This window comes from Paraglaciecola sp. QJM3NY_14 (genome assembly GCF_056173245.1).
In genome coordinates this window covers 3295222-3315028 of the sequence record NZ_CM149664.1, presented here as the reverse complement: position 1 = coordinate 3315028, position 19807 = coordinate 3295222, and the positions used below count along the sequence as shown (strand labels likewise).

At 45.0% G+C, this 19807-nt stretch carries 17 protein-coding genes; 14 read left to right on the top strand and 3 right to left on the bottom strand.

The genetic code is table 11. The features are described from left to right. Positions 1-15: 15 nt before the first annotated feature. Positions 16-2190: a prolyl oligopeptidase family serine peptidase gene (locus AC0VYA_RS14055; RefSeq protein WP_475488696.1), complete on the bottom strand. Its 2175-nt coding sequence runs from the start codon at positions 2188-2190 to the stop codon at positions 16-18. 341 nt (positions 2191-2531) lie between these two features. On the opposite strand from AC0VYA_RS14055, the gene AC0VYA_RS14050 reads away from it, so the two are divergent. Then, positions 2532-4148 carry a GMC family oxidoreductase gene (locus AC0VYA_RS14050; protein WP_475488695.1) on the top strand — a complete coding sequence of 539 codons (1617 nt, stop codon included), beginning with the start codon at positions 2532-2534 and terminating at the stop codon, positions 4146-4148. Positions 4149-4152: 4 nt separating this feature from the next. Here AC0VYA_RS14050 and AC0VYA_RS14045 read toward each other — a convergent pair whose 3' ends face one another. Continuing rightward, the gene (locus AC0VYA_RS14045; protein ID WP_475488694.1) at positions 4153-4923 is read right to left on the bottom strand and encodes a hypothetical protein; all 771 of its coding nucleotides are present in this window, start codon (positions 4921-4923) and stop codon (positions 4153-4155) included. 291 nt (positions 4924-5214) lie between these two features. Here AC0VYA_RS14045 and rimK point away from each other — a divergent pair, with 291 nt between their 5' ends. The 11 genes from rimK to AC0VYA_RS13990 all read left to right on the top strand — a co-directional run bounded on the left by rimK (position 5215) and on the right by AC0VYA_RS13990 (position 16153). Continuing rightward, positions 5215-6123, top strand: coding sequence for a 30S ribosomal protein S6--L-glutamate ligase (gene rimK / locus AC0VYA_RS14040; RefSeq protein ID WP_011575548.1), 909 nt, complete (start codon positions 5215-5217; stop codon positions 6121-6123). Positions 6124-6125: 2 nt separating this feature from the next. Beyond that, on the top strand, positions 6126-7166 hold the full coding sequence (locus AC0VYA_RS14035; protein ID WP_473474822.1) for a succinylglutamate desuccinylase/aspartoacylase family protein: 1041 nt from the start codon (positions 6126-6128) through the stop codon (positions 7164-7166). Positions 7167-7399: 233 nt separating this feature from the next. Next, positions 7400-8869, top strand: a complete 1470-nt coding sequence (locus AC0VYA_RS14030; protein ID WP_475488693.1) for an efflux RND transporter periplasmic adaptor subunit — start codon at positions 7400-7402, stop codon at positions 8867-8869. Continuing rightward, positions 8869-9591 (top strand): ABC transporter ATP-binding protein, encoded by a 723-nt coding sequence (locus AC0VYA_RS14025; protein ID WP_011575545.1) that lies wholly within the window; start codon positions 8869-8871, stop codon positions 9589-9591. Before AC0VYA_RS14030 ends, AC0VYA_RS14025 begins: the two co-directional genes overlap by 1 nt. Next, a complete protein-coding gene (locus AC0VYA_RS14020) occupies positions 9588-10817 on the top strand; it encodes an ABC transporter permease (protein WP_011575544.1) in 1230 nt (409 codons plus the stop codon). The genes AC0VYA_RS14025 and AC0VYA_RS14020 overlap by 4 nt, the downstream gene beginning before the upstream one ends. 875 nt (positions 10818-11692) lie before the next feature. After that, positions 11693-11956, top strand: a complete 264-nt coding sequence (locus tag AC0VYA_RS14015) for a hypothetical protein (RefSeq protein ID WP_475488692.1) — start codon at positions 11693-11695, stop codon at positions 11954-11956. A gap of 254 nt (positions 11957-12210) precedes the next feature. Next, entirely contained in the window at positions 12211-12807 is a 597-nt protein-coding gene (locus tag AC0VYA_RS14010; RefSeq protein WP_475488691.1) for a Crp/Fnr family transcriptional regulator, read from the top strand. A 96-nt stretch (positions 12808-12903) separates the two neighbouring features. Then, complete coding sequence (locus AC0VYA_RS14005; protein WP_475488690.1) at positions 12904-13566, top strand: nitroreductase family protein; 663 nt, start codon at positions 12904-12906, stop codon at positions 13564-13566. Next, complete coding sequence (locus AC0VYA_RS14000) at positions 13563-14036, top strand: DMT family transporter (RefSeq protein WP_475488689.1); 474 nt, start codon at positions 13563-13565, stop codon at positions 14034-14036. The genes AC0VYA_RS14005 and AC0VYA_RS14000 overlap by 4 nt, the downstream gene beginning before the upstream one ends. Before the next feature lie 3 nt (positions 14037-14039). After that, positions 14040-14741: a GNAT family N-acetyltransferase gene (locus AC0VYA_RS13995; protein ID WP_475488688.1), complete on the top strand. Its 702-nt coding sequence runs from the start codon at positions 14040-14042 to the stop codon at positions 14739-14741. 722 nt (positions 14742-15463) lie between these two features. After that, positions 15464-16153 (top strand): hypothetical protein, encoded by a 690-nt coding sequence (locus AC0VYA_RS13990; RefSeq protein WP_475488687.1) that lies wholly within the window; start codon positions 15464-15466, stop codon positions 16151-16153. A gap of 124 nt (positions 16154-16277) precedes the next feature. On the opposite strand, the gene AC0VYA_RS13985 is transcribed toward AC0VYA_RS13990, so the two are convergent. Further along, entirely contained in the window at positions 16278-17051 is a 774-nt protein-coding gene (locus AC0VYA_RS13985) for a GntR family transcriptional regulator (RefSeq protein WP_475488686.1), read from the bottom strand. A gap of 225 nt (positions 17052-17276) precedes the next feature. Between AC0VYA_RS13985 and AC0VYA_RS13980 the strand changes: the two genes are divergently transcribed. Beyond that, positions 17277-18863, top strand: a complete 1587-nt coding sequence (locus tag AC0VYA_RS13980; RefSeq protein ID WP_475488685.1) for an FAD-binding oxidoreductase — start codon at positions 17277-17279, stop codon at positions 18861-18863. Positions 18864-18867: 4 nt separating this feature from the next. Continuing rightward, positions 18868-19806: an alpha/beta fold hydrolase gene (locus tag AC0VYA_RS13975; protein WP_475488684.1), complete on the top strand. Its 939-nt coding sequence runs from the start codon at positions 18868-18870 to the stop codon at positions 19804-19806. Position 19807 lies beyond the last annotated feature (1 nt).

The following is a 19807-nucleotide window of genomic DNA, read 5'->3' as shown; positions in this document are numbered from 1 at the left end:
CGTTTTTATTGCGCCTTATTGCACCTTAATACCCATGTTGTAGAGGGTAAACCCAAAGATGTCGGCGTACTGCTCTATGGTTTTGCTGATAGGCGTACCTGCACCGTGACCAGCATTGGTTTCGATACGGATCAACATCGGGTTAGGGCCGGTATTTTTGGCTTGCAACTGGGCGGCAAACTTAAACGAATGAGCGGGCACGACGCGATCATCATGATCGCCTGTTGTAATCAGTGTGGCAGGGTAGTTAACGCCTTCTCGCACGTTTTGCACCGGTGAGTAGGTCATCAAGTAATCAAACATTTCTTGGCTGTCTTGTGAGGTGCCGTAATCGTAAGCCCAGCCAGCGCCTGCAGTAAAGGTATGATAACGCAGCATGTCCAGCACACCTACAGCGGGCAGGGCAACTTTAAATAAGTCTGGGCGTTGAAGCATAGTGGCACCTACCAATAAACCACCATTTGAACCGCCGCGGATCGCTAAGTATTCAGGGCTAGTGTAGTCTTGCTCAATTAAATACTCGGCTGCCGCGATGAAGTCATCAAACACATTTTGCTTTTGCAATTTCGTGCCAGCGTCATGCCAGGCTTTACCGTATTCACCACCGCCGCGCAAATTAGGTACCGCATACACTCCTCCTTGCTCAAGCCATGCAGCATTGACACTACTGAAAGCGGGCTGCAAGCTGATGTTAAAACCGCCGTAGCCATAGAGCATAGTTGGGTTGGTGCCATCCAGTTTTAGGCCTTTTTTATGGGTAATGATCATGGGGACTTTGGTGCCGTCTTTAGACGTGTAAAAGACCTGTTTAGATTCGTAAGCGTCGCTGTCAAAATTCGCTTTCGATTTTAAATACACCGATGATTCGCCGCTTTCTACATTGAGGCTAAAGATCGTGCTCGGCGTTTTGTAGTTGGTGAAGCTGTAGTAAAGGGTTTGTTGGTCTTTTTTGCCATCAAATCCACTGGCAGTGCCGACCCCTGGTAATGCGATTTCTCGCACCAACTTACCGCTCATATCAAGCTGCTTCACATTTGAAATAGCGTCCACCATGTAGCTGGCAAAAATGTATCCGCCGCCGGTAGATACGTCTAATACGTTGTCGGTTTGGGCAATAAAATCTTGCCAGTTCTCGGGTTGAGGCTGACTCGCATCAACAGAGACCACACGCTTATTGGGCGCATCTAAATTGGTCACAAACAACAAGGTGCTGCCTTGGTTATCAAGCAGGCTCGTGTCTGAATCTGTGTTTTCTAAGATGGTCACCAAAGGACTATCTGGTTTGCTTAAATCCTTTAAATACAGTTTGTTACCTGAGGTGGAAACGGCAGCACTGATTAATAAATAGCGGTTATCTTCGGTCACCTGGCCTGATACATAGCGATTTTTTTGCTCGTCAGTACCGCCAAAAACAAGGGTGTCTTGGGTTTGTTTATCGTTCAAACGATGAAAATACAGCTTGTGCTGGTCCGTTTTCGCAGACAGTTCACTGCCCTCTGGTTTGTCGTAGCTTGAATAATAAAAACCTTCATTACCTAACCAAGATATGCCACTGAATTTAATGTCTTTTAAGGTTTCGCTAACAGGCTGCATGGTTTCTACATCAATGGTGATCGCTTTACGCCAATCGCTGCCGCCTTCTGAAATCAAATAGGTAACTAAACTGCCGTCTTTTGAAAAATCGATGCTGGCCAATGAGGTCGTGCCATCATCACTAAATGAATTGGGATCTAAAAATACCTGAGCTTCGCCATCGTCCAATTGGCGATACAGCACCGCTTGGTTTTGCAGGCCGTCGTTCTTAAAGAAATAGGTGTATTTTCCTTCTTTGAAAGGGGCGCCAACTTTTTCGTAGTCAAGCAACACTTTCAAGCGCTCTTTTAATTTGTCGCGCGAAGGGACTTGCGCTAAATAGGCTTGGGTCACGGCGTTTTCAGCTTTTACCCATTGCTCAGTTTCGCTGCTCATATCGTCTTCTAACCAGCGGTAAGGGTCGGCTACTTGCTTGCCGAAGTAGGTGTCGATTACGTCACCTTTTTGCGTTTTTGGATAAGATAAGTTCATTTCTTGTAATTGGTTACTCGTAATAGAAGTCTTCATTGTCGCTGGGGTTTGGTTAGCAGAATGGTTCGCGTTGCTACACCCCATAAGTATTGCGCTGATACTGACTGCGATAAGCGTTAATTTCATTTATTTACCCTGATATATGTCGTTTTTATAAATAAAGATGCGTCTTTTTATACGCATTCTTTGTTGATAGTACCTCAATCTACGTCTCTTTAATAAACCTCAAACTGTGTCCAAAAGTGTATAGGCAAGACTTATCCATATGAATTAGATTTGATAATAGTCAAAAGAAACAAGTGGTTATGTAAAATAATGAATGACAATTATTAACATCTGGTTTACATTGGCTGTGTTCGGCGAGCGAGATGAGCTGAACAGCGGCGGAATAGTCGAGGTATTAAGAGCACAATTAAGAAGGCGAACCTACCTCGACGCCTTTCTCTTTCTTCTTGGTATTTAACATCATGTCTTCAACAAATGTTTCCTCTTTTGATTTCATCATTGTTGGTGCAGGTTCAGCAGGATGTGCGTTAGCCGCGCGGTTGACTGAAAATAGTCACTATCGTGTGTGTCTTATTGAAGCGGGTGGTCAAGACAGCAATCCAATGATCCATATTCCGTTCGGGCTATCTCTATTATCTCGTTTTAAAAATATCAATTGGAATTTCAATACGACGGCTCAGGCTGGCTTGAATAACCGAGCCTTGTTTTGGCCAAGGGGAAAAACCTTAGGCGGCTCTAGCGCGATTAATGCCATGTGTTATGTGCGCGGTGTTCCCAAGGATTATGATCGTTGGCAACAAGAGGGTGCCTTAGGTTGGGATTGGGACGCAGTGTTGCCCTATTTTAAAAAATCTGAAGACCAACAGCGTGGAGCCGATGCCTATCATGGTACCGGTGGCCCTTTGTGTGTGGACGACCTACGCTTTGTCAATCCTATGTCACAGACGTTTGTTGATGCAGCTCATGACGTTGGAGTGCCTATTAGCGAAGATTTTAATGGTGCTCAGCACGAGGGCTTAGGGATATATCAAGTCACGCATAAAGATGGTCAGCGCTGCTCTAGTGCTAAAGGCTATTTGGCTTTAGCACAAACCCGCGATAATTTTACCTTGATAACACAGGCGCTGGTCGAAAAAATCATCATTAAAGACAGCCGAGCAACAGGGCTGACGTTGCGCATTAATGACAAGCTACACGTGCTTAACGCGACCAAAGAGGTACTGCTTTGCGCGGGTGCAATCAATTCACCTCAGCTATTAATGTTATCAGGGATCGGTCCGAAGCAGCATCTAGAGGACAAAGGTATTGAGGTGCTAAAGGATTTGCCCGGGGTCGGTCAAAATTTGCAGGATCACCTTGATGCGATCATTCAGTACCGCTGCCAATCAACACACAGTTATGCCATTTCGTTATCTAAGTTGCCACGTTATGTGAAGGCGGCTTTTTGCTATTGGCGCAAGCGCAACGACATTTTTTCGTCAAATATCGCTGAAGCAGGTGGGTTTGTAAAAAGCCAGTTCGCTAGTTCATTGCCAGACATTCAATACCATTTTTTGCCGGCAATTTTACAAGATCATGGTCGACAAACTGCATTTGGTTATGGCTTTGGTTTGCACGTGTGTAATGTGTATCCTAAAAGCCGAGGTGAGATCACCCTTGCTTCAAGCGACCCAGCTGCCCCTGCGGTGATTGACCCGTGTTATCTGTCTCATCCTGACGACCAAAATGTGATGATCGATGGCATTAGACAAGGCCGAGAGATTTTACAATCCCGAGGGTTTCATGACTACCAAGGTAAAGAAGTGAAGCCCGGTGTTGCAATGCAAAGCGATGAGCAATTATTAGCGTTTTTAAAAGCGAATGCAGAAACGATTTATCACCCCGTGGGGACGTGCAAAATGGGCGCCGACACAGATGATATGGCGGTAGTAGACAATGTATTAAACGTGCGCGGAGTAGCGGGCTTACGGGTGGTTGATGCGTCAGTCATGCCCAGCATAATTGGGGGTAACACCAATGCACCCACTATTATGATTGCTGAGCGAGCAGCAGATTTTATTAAACAACATCATCGATAGGTGCCTAAGGCCGTTTTTTAGGGGCAAAAAGTGTGGTGTGTAACAAACGACGTTTCTGACGCAATTTTTGTTCTATCTGAGGTAACAAGGCCGCGTGCTTTTTGTGGATCACGTGGTAAAGAAAAATATTCCTTAATTTTACCATTTGCATCCCTTTAGGAATGATTTGCCGCTCGTCGATCATAAACGTGGCATATTCTACTTGCCCCGAGACAAGCATCTCTACTGTGTGTTGAATGATTTCGTCTTTTAATAGGGTTGCTCGAACATCTACTTCCTTAAGATATTCCAGTGCTCTGGCATTCGTTAGTAGGGTGTTTTGGCTGTTATCTAATACTGCTCGGTCGCACTCCACCTCTTGGATACATAGCAAGACTAACGTGGCGCGAATTAACTCGGGCTTAACCAGAATAAGATCGTCAAATGTGGTCACTACTTTGCCTAGTCGATAGGCGTCTCCATCGACTTTGCCTTTGCTTAGCAGTGTTATGCCTGTTAATGCAGGTGTCGCAATGCTCTTAACGTTAAATCCAAGTTCTGTGTATATCTCTTGGATCACCTTTAAGTATGGCTCTGCGCCAGGATACTCAACATAGCTAAGGATGAATTGCTCTTTGAACGGGTTTTCCTCAACCGCCTGTATGATAGGCGCTTGTTGTGTGACTAAATTTTCTTCAGTGGCAATATCCGCAGGAGTTGTATTTGCAAACGCGAAAATGCTCGTCAGGGGTAACCCTAAAAGAAAGAATGTGCGTTGTAACAGATTAAAGGTCATAAATTTAGGCAATGTAATGTTCACAGAGAACGGGAGCAACGGCCGTCTTCTGGCGGCTCGATTTAGAGTCGCATAGTAACGCAAAAGCCAGAGGGAAAATGATGTTATTAGACAGATAGTGATGTAAATCAAATCCATACAGAGTGAATTTTTGTGATTAGCATATTATTTAAACGATACAGTGATGAATTACGCTGATCGTAAAACTAACTTGTATATTTTACACATCCTTGTGACTTATATTGATGTATTCACGTCTATTAGACTCATTCAAGCAAAGAAGAAAAAATAATGAAAATCGCGATTTTATCTCGCAATAAGAAACTGTACTCAACTCGTCGTTTACAAGAAGCTGCTTTGGCCCGCGGCCACGAAGTCGACATCATAGATACGTTGCATTGTTATATGGATATTTCAAGCAACAAGCCCTCTGTGCGCTTTAAAGGTGAACCTTTACCTCAATACGATGCCATTATTCCACGTATCGGAGCGTCGATAACTTTCTATGGCACGGCAGTCGTGCGTCAGTTTGAAATGATGGGCAGTTTTAGTGTCAACGAATCTGTCGCTATCAGCCGTTCACGAGATAAATTACGTTCAATGCAGTTACTGTCACGCAAAGGTATCGGCCTGCCGCGTACGGGTTTTGCTCATAGCCCAGATAACATCAAAGATTTGATTGCCAATGTCGGTGGCGCGCCGGTCGTGATTAAATTGCTTGAAGGCACGCAAGGTATAGGCGTGGTATTAGCAGATACCAACAAAGCTGCGGAAAGTATTGTTGAAGCCTTTATGGGTATAAAAGCCAACATTTTGGTACAGGAATACATCAAAGAAGCGGGCGGTGCCGATATACGCTGTTTCGTGGTGGGCGGTAAAGTGGTTGCTGCCATGAAGCGCCAAGGCGCACCGGGGGAGTTTCGTTCTAACTTGCACCGAGGTGGCAGCGCAGCTTTGGTTAAATTGACGGCGGTTGAACGAGCAACGGCTGTCTCTGCTGCTGGCGCGATGGGCTTAAACGTGTGTGGTGTTGATTTACTGCGCTCAAGTCATGGCCCTGTTGTCATGGAAGTTAACTCTTCCCCCGGCCTTGAAGGGATTGAAGCAGCAACTTCAAAAGATGTGGCCAACATGATCATTGAATTTATAGAGAACAAAAAATCTAAGCCACACAGCACCAAGACTCGAGGTAACGGTTAATCATGGTAAAAGCAGCCCCATTAAAGATCGGCGATAACATTATTGAGCCGGGCACGCGTACTAAGCTGCAGCTGTCTGTTGCACGCTTATACACAGATACCGATATGTCTATTCCGGTTGAAGTGATTCGGGCTAAAAAGGAAGGGCCCACTGTGTTCATCAGTGCCGCCATTCACGGTGATGAACTAAACGGGATCGAGATAGTACGTCGCGTGCTAGATTCCCCATCATTTAAATTGATTGCAGGCACTGTGATCGCTGTGCCTATGGTGAATGTGTATGGCATGTTGATGCAAAGCCGTTACATGCCAGACAGGCGCGATTTAAACCGCAGCTTTCCTGGCTCGCCAAATGGTTCGTTGACTTCGCGCTTGGCGCATATGTTTTTAACGGAAATCGCAGCTAAGTGCGAATATGGCATTGATTTACATACCGGGGCGATTCATCGCAGTAATTTGCCGCAAATCCGAGCCAATTTGAAGGACCCGAAAACGGCCGAGTTAGCCCATGCGTTTGGCGTACCCGTATTGCTCAACTCAGACTTGCGGGATGGTTCACTGCGCCAAGCGGCGGATGAAACAGGGACTAAAATCTTACTGTATGAGGCAGGTGAAGCATTGCGTTTTGACGAATTGTCCATACGCGCTGGGGTCAAGGGCATTTTCAATGTGTTGGCGTCGCTAGGTGTGGTATCAAAACGTCGTCGTACGTTGCCTAAAATTGAGCCGCTGGTGGCTTATAAAAGTTCTTGGTTACGGGCGCCTGAAAGCGGCATAGTGCGGGATCGTAAAAGCTTAGGTGATTATGTGAAACGCGGCGATGTGCTTGCAGATGTATGCAGCCCAACGGGCACCTACAGTGAGCCTTTAATAGCTAATCGCTCCGGGATCATCATTGGTAAGCAGAATATTCCTTTGGTGCAAGAAGGGGATGCTATGTTCCATATTGCCTTGTTTGACGACCCCAAAGATGTGGTGGATAACATGGACCAATTGCAGGAAAACTTGATGCCGGATATCGACCCACAAAGTGCGCCAGTGTGACGTCGTGATCAGCCATTCTTCGTATACAAAACGTCACATGAGTGGCGTTTTTTTTGGGTGATAAGCGGTGTCTTGCCGTTGCTCAAGCACCCTTTAGCGAATGTTGTGCACAGGCTTGATGGTCAAAATCACAACTTTAGATAACTTTACATTCCCTTTACAGTAATTATCGCTGATAAGTGATTTAATTCGCTCATATTTTAGTATTTCATTAGATTATTAAACAGAACTGTATGAACAAAGAAAGGTTAGTAAAAGGGTTGGTTGTCGCGGTTGTAGCAGTGGTTGCTGTGTGGTGGTTCACTGAGCCTTCACAGTCAGATGAACGCATTGTCTATCATACTCAACCACTGTCTTTAGGGGACATTGAAAGTACAGTTAACTCATCTGGAACGATTTCTCCTGTGGTCACCGTCTTAGTTGGCTCGGAATTATCAGGCCTAATCTCTCAGTTAAATGCGGATTTCAATGACGAGGTGAGCAGTGGGCAAGTGATCGCGCGCATTGATGATCGCACTATTTTATCAAGGCTACGCCAAAGCGAAGCTGACCTTGCGTCATCTAAAGCGTCTTTGACACAGTTAAAAGCGGCGCTGAAAAAAACCCAGACTGAAGCTACCTTGGCCCAGCGGGAGTTCAACCGAACCAAAGAGCTTAAAGATAAAAATCTTGTTAGCGCATCAGAATTAGACATCAGCGAAACCAACAATGCGCTAGCCAAAGTAGCTATCGAAACAGCACAGGCGGCTATCTTGGTAGGAGAAGCGCAAGTTGAACAATCTCAGTCAAATCTTGAACAAACAAAGCTTGATTTAGACCGTACCTACATTCGCTCACCCGTTGATGGCGTGGTTATTGATCGTCAAGTAGACACGGGGCAAACAGTTTCTGCGAGCTTATCGGCCCCCACTTTGTTTTCTATCGCGCAAGACTTAGTAAAAATGCAAATTGAAGCCGATGTGGATGAAGCAGACATAGGGCGCATCGCAAAAGACCAAAAGGTTAACTTTACCGTAGATGCGTTCCCTGAACGCAAGTTTGCCGGGGTAGTTAGTCAGGTAAGAAAAGCGGCCACCGTGACCAATAACGTGGTGACCTACAAAGTGATTATCAGTGTTGAAAACGAGCAACTACTCTTGTTACCCGGAATGACCGCCAATGTCGACGTGATATTAGGTGAGCGCAAAAATGTCTTACGCGTGCCCAATTCAGCCCTGCGTTTTACGCCAGAGGGAACAGCGTCGAACACGGATTCAGGTAAAGGTGGGGCAGGTGACTCTGTCGCTCAGCTTGCGCAACAACTTGGGTTAAATGATTCACAACAGGCACAAGTAGCAACCGTCATGGAAAACATGCGCGATGCGATGCAAGCTGCCCGTAAATCATCTCCTAGGGGCGGTCCAGGCGGTTCACCAAATGACGCTATAAAGAAAATTCGTAGCAAGATGAATATTGAGCTGCAAAGTATTTTAACCCCAGATCAGATGGCGCAATTTAAGGCGCAAGGTCAGACACGAAATGCACAGCGCAAAGCAGGTGACGGGGATTTACAGCCAGGTACGGTGTGGGTATTACGTGACGGTGAGCCTAGTAAAGTGAACGTGGGCATCGGGATCGCAGATTTAGAATACAGCGAGATCCGCGCTCGGGATTTACAAGCGGGTGATGAGGTGATTGTACGCGCCCAAAAGGTAGCTGAGTGATGTCGCAACCGTTGCTAAAAGTACGACAGGCGAAAAAGGTTTATACCATGGGGGATGAAAAGGTATGGGCGCTAAAAGGTGTTGATTTAGATATTCATCAAGGTGAATTTGTGGCCATCATGGGCAGCTCTGGCTCAGGTAAATCTACCATGATGAATTTGCTCGGGTGTTTAGATATTGCCAGTGAAGGCAGTATTGCTTTTGCGGGCCAAGAATTATCAACCCTAAGTAAAAATGAATTGGCCAGCGTGCGCAATCAGCGTATTGGCTTTGTGTTTCAGCAATTTAACTTATTACCCAGAACCAGTGCCTTAGACAACGTCACTTTGCCACTGTTGTATAGCAAAGTGCCAGAAGCAGATTGGCACTCGCGTGCTCGGCAATGCCTTGAAAGCGTTGGGCTTGCGTCACGTATGGATCATCATCCTGGGCAACTTTCAGGTGGCCAACAACAGCGAGTAGCGATTGCGCGTGCACTGATCAACGACCCGTTGATGATATTGGCTGATGAGCCTACAGGTGCCCTTGATACGCAAACGGGCTTAGAAGTGATGGCGCTTTTTCAAGGGCTTAATCAACAAGGAAAGACCATTATCTTGGTGACCCACGAGCCGGAAATTGCTCAATTTGCTAAGCGTAAACTGACTTTTCGCGATGGGGAGCTCATCAGTGACGAGCAAAATACCAATGTGCGTCAGGCGGCGTTAGAGGGCAATGTATGAAAATTGTTATCTTACTGAAAACCGCCATCACCGCCTTAAAAGTCAATGTATTGCGTAGCTGTCTAACTATGCTGGGGATCATTATCGGTGTAGCTGCTGTTATTATTATGGTGGCGATGGGCGCGGGCGCTCAGCAAAAAGTGGACGAGCAAATTAAATCCTTGGGAGGCAATGTGTTTTTTGTCACCGGATCTTTTCGACAAAGCGGTGGAGCGCGCTCTGCATCCGTGGTCAAAATTAATGAAGACGACGCAAATCTTATAGAAAAACAAGTACCAGGGGTCGAAGCTGCAGCGCCTTACCTCTCTGCCTCGGGACAGGTCATTTTTGGTAATCTAAACTGGTCCACTGAAATAAACGGAATCGATAATCGTTATTTTTTGGTGCGAGATTGGGACATGGCCAACGGACGAGAATTCACCAGCGCCGAAATTAATCGTGGCAGCAAAGTGGCAATAATCGGAGAGCGCTTGCGCAGCGAGCTATTTGGCGCCAGCGATCCTATCGGTCAGACGGTACGTGTCACTAATTTTAATGTCACCATTATTGGGGTGCTCGCAGCCAAAGGGCAAGATGCCAGAGGCCAAGATCAAGATGATGTGATTTTTCTCCCAATTAAAACCGTGCGCAATAAGATAACAGGAGTCAGTGCTACCAACCCTAAATCAGTAAGCTTTATTCAAGTCAGTGCCTATGATGGCGAAGACATGGATTATATCGAAGAAGAGATGTCACGCTTATTGCGCCAGCGTATGCGCATTCCAGTGGGCGGCGATGACATGTTCCGTATTCGCAATGTATCCGAAATGATTGCCACGCGGGCGGAAACTATTCAGGTCTTTAATACCTTGCTGGCTTGGGTTGCCTCGGTAAGCCTGGTCGTTGGCGGTATCGGTATTATGAATATTATGTTGGTGTCGGTCACTGAGCGTACCCGAGAAATTGGCTTGCGTATGGCGGTGGGGGCCAAGCCTTCGGATATATTGTATCAATTCTTGATTGAATCCATTGTATTGTGCGGCTTGGGTGGCTTTATTGGTGTCATGATAGCCAACGGTTTTGTCTTTATGGGCAATCAATATGGGATTGGGGCAGGGGGGATCATTGAAACACAAGTGGTACTGTTAAGTTTAGGCTTCTCAGGGCTTATTGGGGTATTTTTCGGCTACTACCCAGCCCTGAAAGCATCGCGATTAGCGCCGATTGACGCCCTGCGTTACGAGTAGTACCGCCTATTAAAAGACCAGCCCAACCGATTTTGGCGCCTATACCTTTAACAACCTTTAATAATCACATCAAAGCGGCTCACCTATACAAGTGAGCCGTTTTCTCGTTATATCCTATCTATTTTAATCCTTGTGGTTTTGCTGCTGGGCAATCCCGTTCACACAGATTTCAAACGCAATTTGATAACCATACGGGGATAACCGTCTGATTTACGTGTAATTTTTTCAACGTTATTTGCCCGAGTTACCGAGTCACGCCTGCGTTTAAGGCAGGTGTTTAATTCTAACTGCCTGCAAAGGCTGATGGTTGCTCGCCTTCACTGATATTCCTCATTTGGTATGGTTTCTGCTAAATCCCGCTCAAAACAACATAACGTTTGAGAAGGCCAGCAGGTCAAAATACCTGAGCAAAGGCTTCAAAGCTCTATGTTTTAACAGTAAAAAATAATGAAATGACGCGCGAGGGTTTACCTGTGGTAGTGACGGAATTAACAATTGGTGTATTTTTACTTTTAGTGGCTTCTTTGTTGGTGATACAAGGCAGTCGGCTTCAGTTAATACAAAAGGGCAACACCAGAATAAGCAAAGAACGACTGAATAACCGCGGTAGAATAATGACATTAACGGGAATGGTGTTAATTATTCTGAAAGTGTATGAATTAACACAATTCTTTTATCAGTAATGCCAGCCTAAAGGCCTGCTAAGGGTGTAAAGCGCAGTAGCCACTTTGGCTTATTTCAAATCTCGTTCTCGTCTCTTTATGCCCTGTTCTTCCCTCAAATGTATTGAAAGCAATTGTGCACTTGGCCTGTCTTGTACAATACGAACCAATGCTAGCGGCGTAGCCGAATAAGCCAGAACAGGAACAGAGTTAATGTGTAGTTCACCGAAAAGCAGCGGCTCAAGACGACCACGCAGCGCCCCAAGTAAAAGCCTAGCAGAGAGTTTTAGTTCAGAGCAGCGGGCGCGTTTCACGCAAGTAGCTAATCAAGCGGAGCAAAGAAGAGCACAGCGTGTAGCGACCAACAAACGCTGGAAACAAGCCCAAGCTGACAAGGCAAGTACTATAAAGAGCAACATAAAGCCTGAGCAAAGCAGAATTCCCATCGTTAAAAAAGTACTGCAGATTTTTTCATAAGTACGCTTTGTCATTAAGCTCATTTAATAACTCGGCCTAACGCAGTTAAAGGCGCCAGTATCAAAAAGGCAGAAAACGGCCTATTGCCAACCTAAGGGAGCTCGATTGTTAAGTTGGTTTGAGCACATTGCCGCTATTTCAACGAATCTAACCGTCAGTTTACGTGGCCCCGCAATTGCCGCCGTTTCTATTCTTATAAAACATCGGCAAAAATGATATAAATCTGCCATTAAATCAATTCGATAAGTCATTTAATGAGCAGCGCATTTAACCACCTTCAACACACGCTCAATCAATATCACGTTTTACCTGAAGACACATGGCAAACCTATGTTGCTTGTTGCACAGTGAAACATTTAGATAAAGGTCAAATTTTCTGTGCAATCGGTGAAAAAACCACAAGTTTGGCATTTATTCACCAAGGGCTAATGCGCGCTTATGTCATCGACGAACATGGTAACGAATATAATAAAAACTTTTTTTCGGAAGGGCGTTTTCCCGGCTGTATGAGTGCGCTACTTAAAGACCAACCTAGCGAATTAGAGATACAAGCGTTAGAGCCGTGCCAAATTATCGAAATTCATCACGCAAAATTTCGCTTTGCGTTAATGAATAATATGGATTTAATGAAGTTTCAGATTAATTATCTTGAAACCCATTGGGTGTTAGAAAAAGAGCCTAAAGAAATTAGCTATTTACAACACGAGGCGAGGGCTCGATATGTTACGTTTTTAGATAAGTATCAACACATATTGCCTCGTTTGCCTCAGTATCATATTGCTAGTTATTTAGGCATTACCCCTACCCAATTGAGCCGCATAAAAAAAGAAATCAAACAAGCTGAAAAATAAAAAGGAAGACAATAATAAGAATTATCAACATATGTAAAGGAGTGGCTTAGTACCTTTGAGTAAACTGCAAGCATCATTACTCATTCGGAATACACCATGTCACAAAGCATCTCACTTAATACGCCACTTCATACATCACTGAATGACGCCCTTAATTGGCGCTATGCAGTGAATAAGTTTGCGCACAGCATCTTGAGTTCAGAGCAACTAAACCATTTAATTGAAAGTGTCCGTTTAGCGCCTTCTGCTTATGGAATACAGCCTTACCAACTTCTGGTGATCAGCAACCCAGAAACAAAACAAGCTTGTTTACCTTTCAGTTATGGTCAAGACAAAGTCGCACAATGTTCGCATCTATTGGTACTTGCCCATAAAACAAACGTCACCCAGCAAGACATTGCCCACTTTATTGAGCAACTGGCAAAAACGCAAAATAAGACGGCTCACCAGTTATCGACTTATCAAACGCAAATTCAGGCTGACTTATTATCCCGTTCATCTGAGGAACAAAATAATTGGGCACAACAACAAACGTATATCGCACTTGGCATATTACTCGCCAGTGCGGCAGCCAGTTTTATTGATGCATGCCCTATGACTGGTTTTGAAGTCGATGGCATTAACAAGGTGCTGGAATTAAACCAAAAAGGTTTAAGTGCAGCGGTGTTATGCCCAGTGGGCATACGGGCCGAGAATGACGTTACAGCACAGCGTACTAAACACCGCATTAGCCAAGATCAACTTGTAGTAAACCTATGATTAATTTCATTTTATTAGCCCTTTTTGCTGGTGCTTGTATCGCAATACAAGCGGCCATGAATGCGCAACTAGGACAAATATTTAGTAATAGTTTACTGGCAACTACTTATGCTTTTTTCACCAGCTTTATTTTGGTGGCCTCTATCACGCTCTTGTATACCGTTTACAGACAAGTGCCAGTGGAGCAAACAGAGCTTGTGTTATCACTTAATGAGCGTCTGCACCGAGTGCCTTGGTACTTATGGGGATCGTGCATATTGAGTGTTATAGGAGTAGGGAGCTTTTATTTTTTAATCCCCAAAATGGGCGTGGGAAACATGATGACCTACGCCTTAACAGGTCAAATTTTAGTGGCTATGTTCATCAGTCATTTTGGTCTCTTTGATAGCCCAATTAAAATGTTATCTGCCAGTAAACTGTTAGGCACAGCCTTACTCATTACTGGCGTCGTACTCATTAACAAGGAGTAAAGAATGAACAACGCAATGAAAAGAACCCTAGATAAAAACTTAAACAATTTAAATCTTTATTGGCAGGCGCTAAATCCCCAAGAACAAGATGGGCTGTTTACGCATACGAGTTGGCCAAATAAACAATGGTGTGCTGACTTTAGTTTACCTAGCGATGTTGCTTTACCAGCAGGAAAAGTGTTTAGCACTGTATCCGAACAACATGCCTTAGAGGGCTCTAAATTCTCAATTCAAGGCCAGCTGGTTATAATGAATTTGCCTATCGATACAGAAACCATCACACAAAAGCCAAATACTCAGGCACCACAGCAGATCAAAAGGTTAACGAGTGAAGAAGATGCATCAGATTGGGCGAGCGTTTGTGGTTTAGCATTTGGTTATGATGTTGACGCTAAGGTAATACAAGGTTTACTTAAGGATCCTAATGCCAGTGTTTTGGCCTACATCATTGATAATAAAATAGCAGGCACTGCAATCAGTTATCGCACCGGTGACACGTTAGGGGTTCACCAAGTTGGCACAGTACCAAGCTACAGAAAAATGGGCGTGGCAGTAGCCTTAATGCAGTACTTAATTCATCAAGCACAACACGATGGCATTGACTACATGAGCCTACAGGCCTCACAAGCGGGCATTCATTTATATGAAAAGTTAGGCTTTAAAGCCCTGACCAAGATAACGAGTTTAGTTTCAGCACATCAGTAGGTTGCAGCGGTAGTATTGACGTTCACCGCAATCGATGGGGCTAAAGACATGAATTTTTCGCGAGCTTAGTCGGTAAGAAATAAAAGTACCATATGCGGCGTTCTCGTTAATAAGCGTTGTACGTAAAGGTAGAACATGGAAACCGATATAAAAAAGTGTGGCGAGCATTGAGGCCAACAGTCAAAGTAGGCATGAATGTGCGTTTGACTACTAAGGTTCGCGCATACCCCAATGTCCCCAATGACTGCTTTTTACCCTTCGAACTAACGCTAGGCTAGTCGAAACTGATTCCATCCTACTGCGGGATCCACTCTAAGCTACAACACCATATCGCAGGCTAGATGATGGAACATATCAAGATTGCGTTATTAATATGGCCTGATGGCACCTACGCATTTTCAATGCGGCGAAGCGCCATAAAAACGCTTTTTCTCCTGCGCTTTTACAAGCTTACCTTGATGCATTTTGACCTCTATTTGGTCGTGTCGACTCGCCGATTGGCTGCCTTTTAAAAGCCTAACGCCACATTTATTGTCTTTGTGGTTTCTCCGAAAGCCCTGTTATTCAACGTTTAAAAGCCCTGACATAGACAAATTGATATTCATCATTCTGGATTAATTACCCCTAGCGTAGAGTTTTATTCAGGGTTGGGTGGTAAGCAAATCACGCGTCATTACCAAAATTCCCGACTAAGAATAATTAAATTTTACAAGGGTCAATTTATGTCTTTTTTGGAAATGTATCAGTTACCCATTTTAAGATGGCTACATATTGTCGCCATGGTGTATTGGTTAGGTGGCGAATGGGGCGTATTTCAAACGTCGTTCAATGTGATTAACCGTAAGTTGTCAATGGATGAACGTCGCCGCCATATGGAAACAGCCTATCGCATCGATATTTTGGCCCGTACTGGCATCATCATGTTATTGCCCCTTGGGCTGCACATGGGACACCTCTGGGGTGTGCAGCCGTTAGGTGGAAACTGGCTAACGGGTATGTGGATCCTGTTCGCTGTGTGGTTAGGTTTGTGTTGGTCAGCGTATTATTTTCGTGAAACAGACACGGGTCTTCGCTTAACCAAAATTGACGAGGGCATTCGCTTTATTGTTATTCCTGCGTTGATGATCACCAGTCTTTGGTCGTTATTTGGGGATGGGCCTTTGATGGCAGAAACCGGACAAAAATGGTTCTCCATTAAAATGTTCTTCTATGCCTGTACTTTGGTTATCGGCCTTAAGTTACGCTTTATTATGCGAGAGTGGACCGAGTTATTCCGCCAGCTTGCCATGGGTGACAATGCAGAAGTAGAAGCCACCCTTGACCGTTCAATTCGATTTGGACGTAAGCTGGCATATCTTTACTGGATACTCATTCTGACCGTTGCATTTTTCGGTGCGGTTAAACCTATGTAATAAGAGAATAAGAGATTCGCTCAATATAAAAAAACGCCACGTGAAGTGGCGTTTTTTATGGGCAGTATTTAAGTGCGCGCGTGCTTGACCACAGTGTTGAACAAACCGAGCGGTGGGTAACTTTCTAACTTGCTGGCTCTGGCGTCAAATCCATTCGATACTGAAAGCGGTCTGGGTGATACAGGGCAGACAGATAATCCACTAAATTTTCGTTCTCATCATATGAGCGACGGGTCAAACTCAATAGTGGAAAGCCAGGCTCAACCCCTAGCTCTTTTGCGACCTCTGAGGTAGCGGCAGAGGCACTTAAAATCTGCTTTACATGCTTGAGTTCAATACCATTTTTACGAAAGATCTCCAGTCGTGTTGTCGACTCTAAGCTGGCTTTTTCATTAAACTTATTTAGCCCTTTACTCCAACTCACATAATAGCCGAAGGCTTCATGCAAACGGCTACGCACTCGGGTCATTTTCAATAGGGTTTCACCTTCAACCAGTGCAAATTCTTCTGCAATATCCGCAGGTGGGCGAGCTGTGGTGAGTTCAACCACTTTGGCTTCTGAATGTTGGCCCATAAATTCCAATTCTTGCAACATGCCTACTAACGGCGCTTTCACTGGCTTAGGCTGATATTTGTGGGTGACATGAGTGCCTTTTGCTCGGCGTCTTGCCACTAAGCCTTCAGCGGCAAGTTCGTCTAGCGCGCGTTTAGCGGTGATCCGAGAAATGCTAAATGCCTGTGACAACCCCAGTTCAGTGGGTAACTGGGAGCCATCTTCTAAGCTGCCGTTTAAGATATTTTGCTTAAGTAAACTGTAAAGTTGGAAGTAAAGGGGGGTAGGTGACTCTTCATTTAACTTGGTTTGGTTGAGCGAAGCGAATTGAGAATCGAATGACATGGGCTATCCATCTCCAATAAATATTTAAGCGGTGTAAGAAAATGATATATCAATATAACAAGGTAACATAAATCTACCGGTTAGTCTTTTATCAATGGGTAGGTGATTGTTTTGTTGTCAGGATTATTCTAATGCTGTAATGTCCTAATGATAGAACAATAGGTTTAATCTGGTGGGCATCAGACAAACCGTTTATATAAAATGACAAATTGTCAGGAGAAGGCTTTGAATACTAAGACGCAAGCTAAGCAAGATATGTTAACAGCCATGATTTCAATCTTAGGCAAAGACAATGTGCTAACCGATGATTACACCACCAGTTTGTACGCACAAGACGTATATACCAAAGATTTACCTGCTGCGGTTGTTGTGAGTCCGGGCGATAAACACGAATTGAGCGAAATGCTAAAAATAGCGGCGGAATTTGCGATGGATGTAGTGCCCCGTGGTGGCGGTATGTCATACACGAAAGGCTATGTGCCTGCTAAGCCACAAAGCGTTATGGTGGATCTAAGTCGTATGAACCGCGTGCTTGAGATCAATACGCAAGATATGTACGTCACTGTGGAGAGCGGCTGTACATGGCAGAAACTACACGAAGCGCTAAAAGGTAAAGGGGTTCGCACGCCGTATTGGGGGACGCTGTCAGGCAGTAAAGCCACAATAGGTGGCGGATTATCACAGAACTCAATTTTTTGGGGCTCAGGCCAGTTTGGTACCGCGGTTGACTCGGTTATCGGGCTAGAAGTAGCGTTAGCGGATGGCACTTTGGTCACCACAGGGTCAGGTGCACAAATTAACGGTAGCCCGTTCTTTCGTCATTACGGCCCAGATCTGACCGGTATTTTCACCTGTGATAACGGCGCTTTAGGGTTTAAAGCCACTGCGACTTTTCGCTTAATACCTGAGTTACCTGCAAAAGGCTTTTTAGCGTTTGATTTTAAACAAGGTGACGACTGTATAGCCGCCATGAGCGAAATATCGCGCCAAGGGTTGGCCATGGAATGTTTTGGTTTTGACCCTTTTTTGCAAGCCCTTCGCTTAAAACGAGAAAGCTTAGCCAAAGACGTAAAAGCGCTGGCTGGCGTAATGAAGTCATCGGGTTCACTTTTAGGAGCGCTGAAAGACGGTGCTAAGTTGGCCATGGCGGGGCGTGGCTACATGAAAGATGTTGGCTACTCTGTTCAAATCATCGTTGAGGATCGCATTGACGCCGCCGTTGATGCACGTATGCATGATATCCGGGCGATTGCAACGCAATTTAACGGTAAAGAAATTGAAAATAGCATCCCAAAAATCACTCGTTCGAACCCCTTTGGGCCAGTCAATAATATGCTTGGGCCAGAAGGTGAGCGCTGGGTGCCTGTGCACGGCCTCTTTCCGCACTCTAAGATCAAACAAGCCCATGATGGGGTAGAGGCGATTTTTGCCAAGCACGCGGCTGACATTAAAAAGTTTGATATTGGCGTAGGCTATTTGTTTGCTGTGGTGGCGAATAACTGCTTTGTGTTAGAGCCAGTGTTCTTCTGGCCTGATGCCTACACGGAAATTCACGAGAAAAGTGTTGAGCCCGATTACTTGGCGAAAGTCGGTAAACATGATGAGAACTTACCTGCTAGGGCGAAAGTCCATCAAATTCGCACCGAGCTAAGCACCTTTTTTAAAGAGCTTGGCGGCGTGCATTTGCAAATTGGTAAAACGTACCAGTTCAAAGAAGGGCTGCAAAGCGATACCTATAAAATGATTGAAGGCATCAAAGCCATGGTCGACCCAGATGGGCGGGTTAACCCTGAAACACTGGGCTTAGGGTAAGCTTATGACACGTCATTCTGTATTAAAACACTATGTGACACTGGGCACGGATAACCCTTGGCAATTGCACTATCGTAGTCAAGGTGCAGATCATTTACCTGTGATCGTACTGCTACACGCATCGCCAATGTCGTCCGCCACTATGTTGCCGATTATGCACGTCTTATCAGACTCGTTTAAGGTGATAGCCCTGGATACCCCAGGTTATGGCCAATCAGACCCCTTGCCGCAGACACAAAGCAGCGAGAATGAAACGCCAAGTAACAGCCTTGAGCGAAATGACAGCCTTGAGCTAAACAACAGCCTTGAGCCAAATGACAGCCTCGAACCTTACGTAAAAGCCTTAAACGAATTTATCAATACGTTAGGGTTGAAGCAGCCACTTCTGTATGGCTCGGCAACGGGAGCACAAATCGCCATAGAGTATGCCAAAGCTCATCCAGCAAACATAAAGGGCATGGTGCTTGAAAACGCCGCGTGGTTTAAAGACGATGAACGAAGTGCCATCTTAGAGCAATACTTCCCCGATATTCGCCCGCAAAAAGATGGCTCTCATTTGGCTTTGGTCTGGAAAATGTCTAGTCAGTTATTTCACTACTTCCCATGGTTTGATACCACAGAAAACGCCCGCGTTGGCCATGCAGATATTCCTGCTCAGGTAATTCAAGACACATTAATGGGATATTTAACCGCAGGCGAAAACTACCATTTGGCCTATCGAGCTGCGTTTATGAACGAGCGCCCAGAGCAACTACGACCGGTTACTGTGCCTACTCATATTCTGCGCTGGCCAACCAGCTTATTGAAGCAATATGTCGACAGGCTAGATGACGCCGAGCTGCCAGCCAATATTAAAATGCGCTTTGCTCAAGCGGGCATAGACGATCGCTTTAATGTGCTTAAGCAATCCATGCTTAGCCTTACTAATGATTCAGGTGAGTAAC

Excerpts from the sequence above, each read along its gene's own strand:
- AC0VYA_RS14005 (WP_475488690.1), top strand. The coding sequence starts at position 12,904 with ATGTCACAAAGCATCTCACTTAATACGCCACTTCATACATCACTGAAT.
- AC0VYA_RS13985 (WP_475488686.1), bottom strand. The coding sequence starts at position 17,051 with ATGTCATTCGATTCTCAATTCGCTTCGCTCAACCAAACCAAGTTAAAT.
- AC0VYA_RS14000 (WP_475488689.1), top strand. The coding sequence starts at position 13,563 with ATGATTAATTTCATTTTATTAGCCCTTTTTGCTGGTGCTTGTATCGCA.
- AC0VYA_RS13995 (WP_475488688.1), top strand. The coding sequence starts at position 14,040 with ATGAACAACGCAATGAAAAGAACCCTAGATAAAAACTTAAACAATTTA.
- AC0VYA_RS14025 (WP_011575545.1), top strand. The coding sequence starts at position 8,869 with ATGTCGCAACCGTTGCTAAAAGTACGACAGGCGAAAAAGGTTTATACC.
- rimK (WP_011575548.1), top strand. The coding sequence starts at position 5,215 with ATGAAAATCGCGATTTTATCTCGCAATAAGAAACTGTACTCAACTCGT.
- AC0VYA_RS14055 (WP_475488696.1), bottom strand. The coding sequence starts at position 2,190 with ATGAAATTAACGCTTATCGCAGTCAGTATCAGCGCAATACTTATGGGG.
- AC0VYA_RS14020 (WP_011575544.1), top strand. The coding sequence starts at position 9,588 with ATGAAAATTGTTATCTTACTGAAAACCGCCATCACCGCCTTAAAAGTC.
- AC0VYA_RS13990 (WP_475488687.1), top strand. The coding sequence starts at position 15,464 with ATGTCTTTTTTGGAAATGTATCAGTTACCCATTTTAAGATGGCTACAT.
- AC0VYA_RS14050 (WP_475488695.1), top strand. The coding sequence starts at position 2,532 with ATGTCTTCAACAAATGTTTCCTCTTTTGATTTCATCATTGTTGGTGCA.
- AC0VYA_RS14010 (WP_475488691.1), top strand. The coding sequence starts at position 12,211 with ATGAGCAGCGCATTTAACCACCTTCAACACACGCTCAATCAATATCAC.
- AC0VYA_RS14030 (WP_475488693.1), top strand. The coding sequence starts at position 7,400 with ATGAACAAAGAAAGGTTAGTAAAAGGGTTGGTTGTCGCGGTTGTAGCA.
- AC0VYA_RS14045 (WP_475488694.1), bottom strand. The coding sequence starts at position 4,923 with ATGACCTTTAATCTGTTACAACGCACATTCTTTCTTTTAGGGTTACCC.
- AC0VYA_RS14035 (WP_473474822.1), top strand. The coding sequence starts at position 6,126 with ATGGTAAAAGCAGCCCCATTAAAGATCGGCGATAACATTATTGAGCCG.
- AC0VYA_RS13975 (WP_475488684.1), top strand. The coding sequence starts at position 18,868 with ATGACACGTCATTCTGTATTAAAACACTATGTGACACTGGGCACGGAT.
- AC0VYA_RS14015 (WP_475488692.1), top strand. The coding sequence starts at position 11,693 with ATGTGTAGTTCACCGAAAAGCAGCGGCTCAAGACGACCACGCAGCGCC.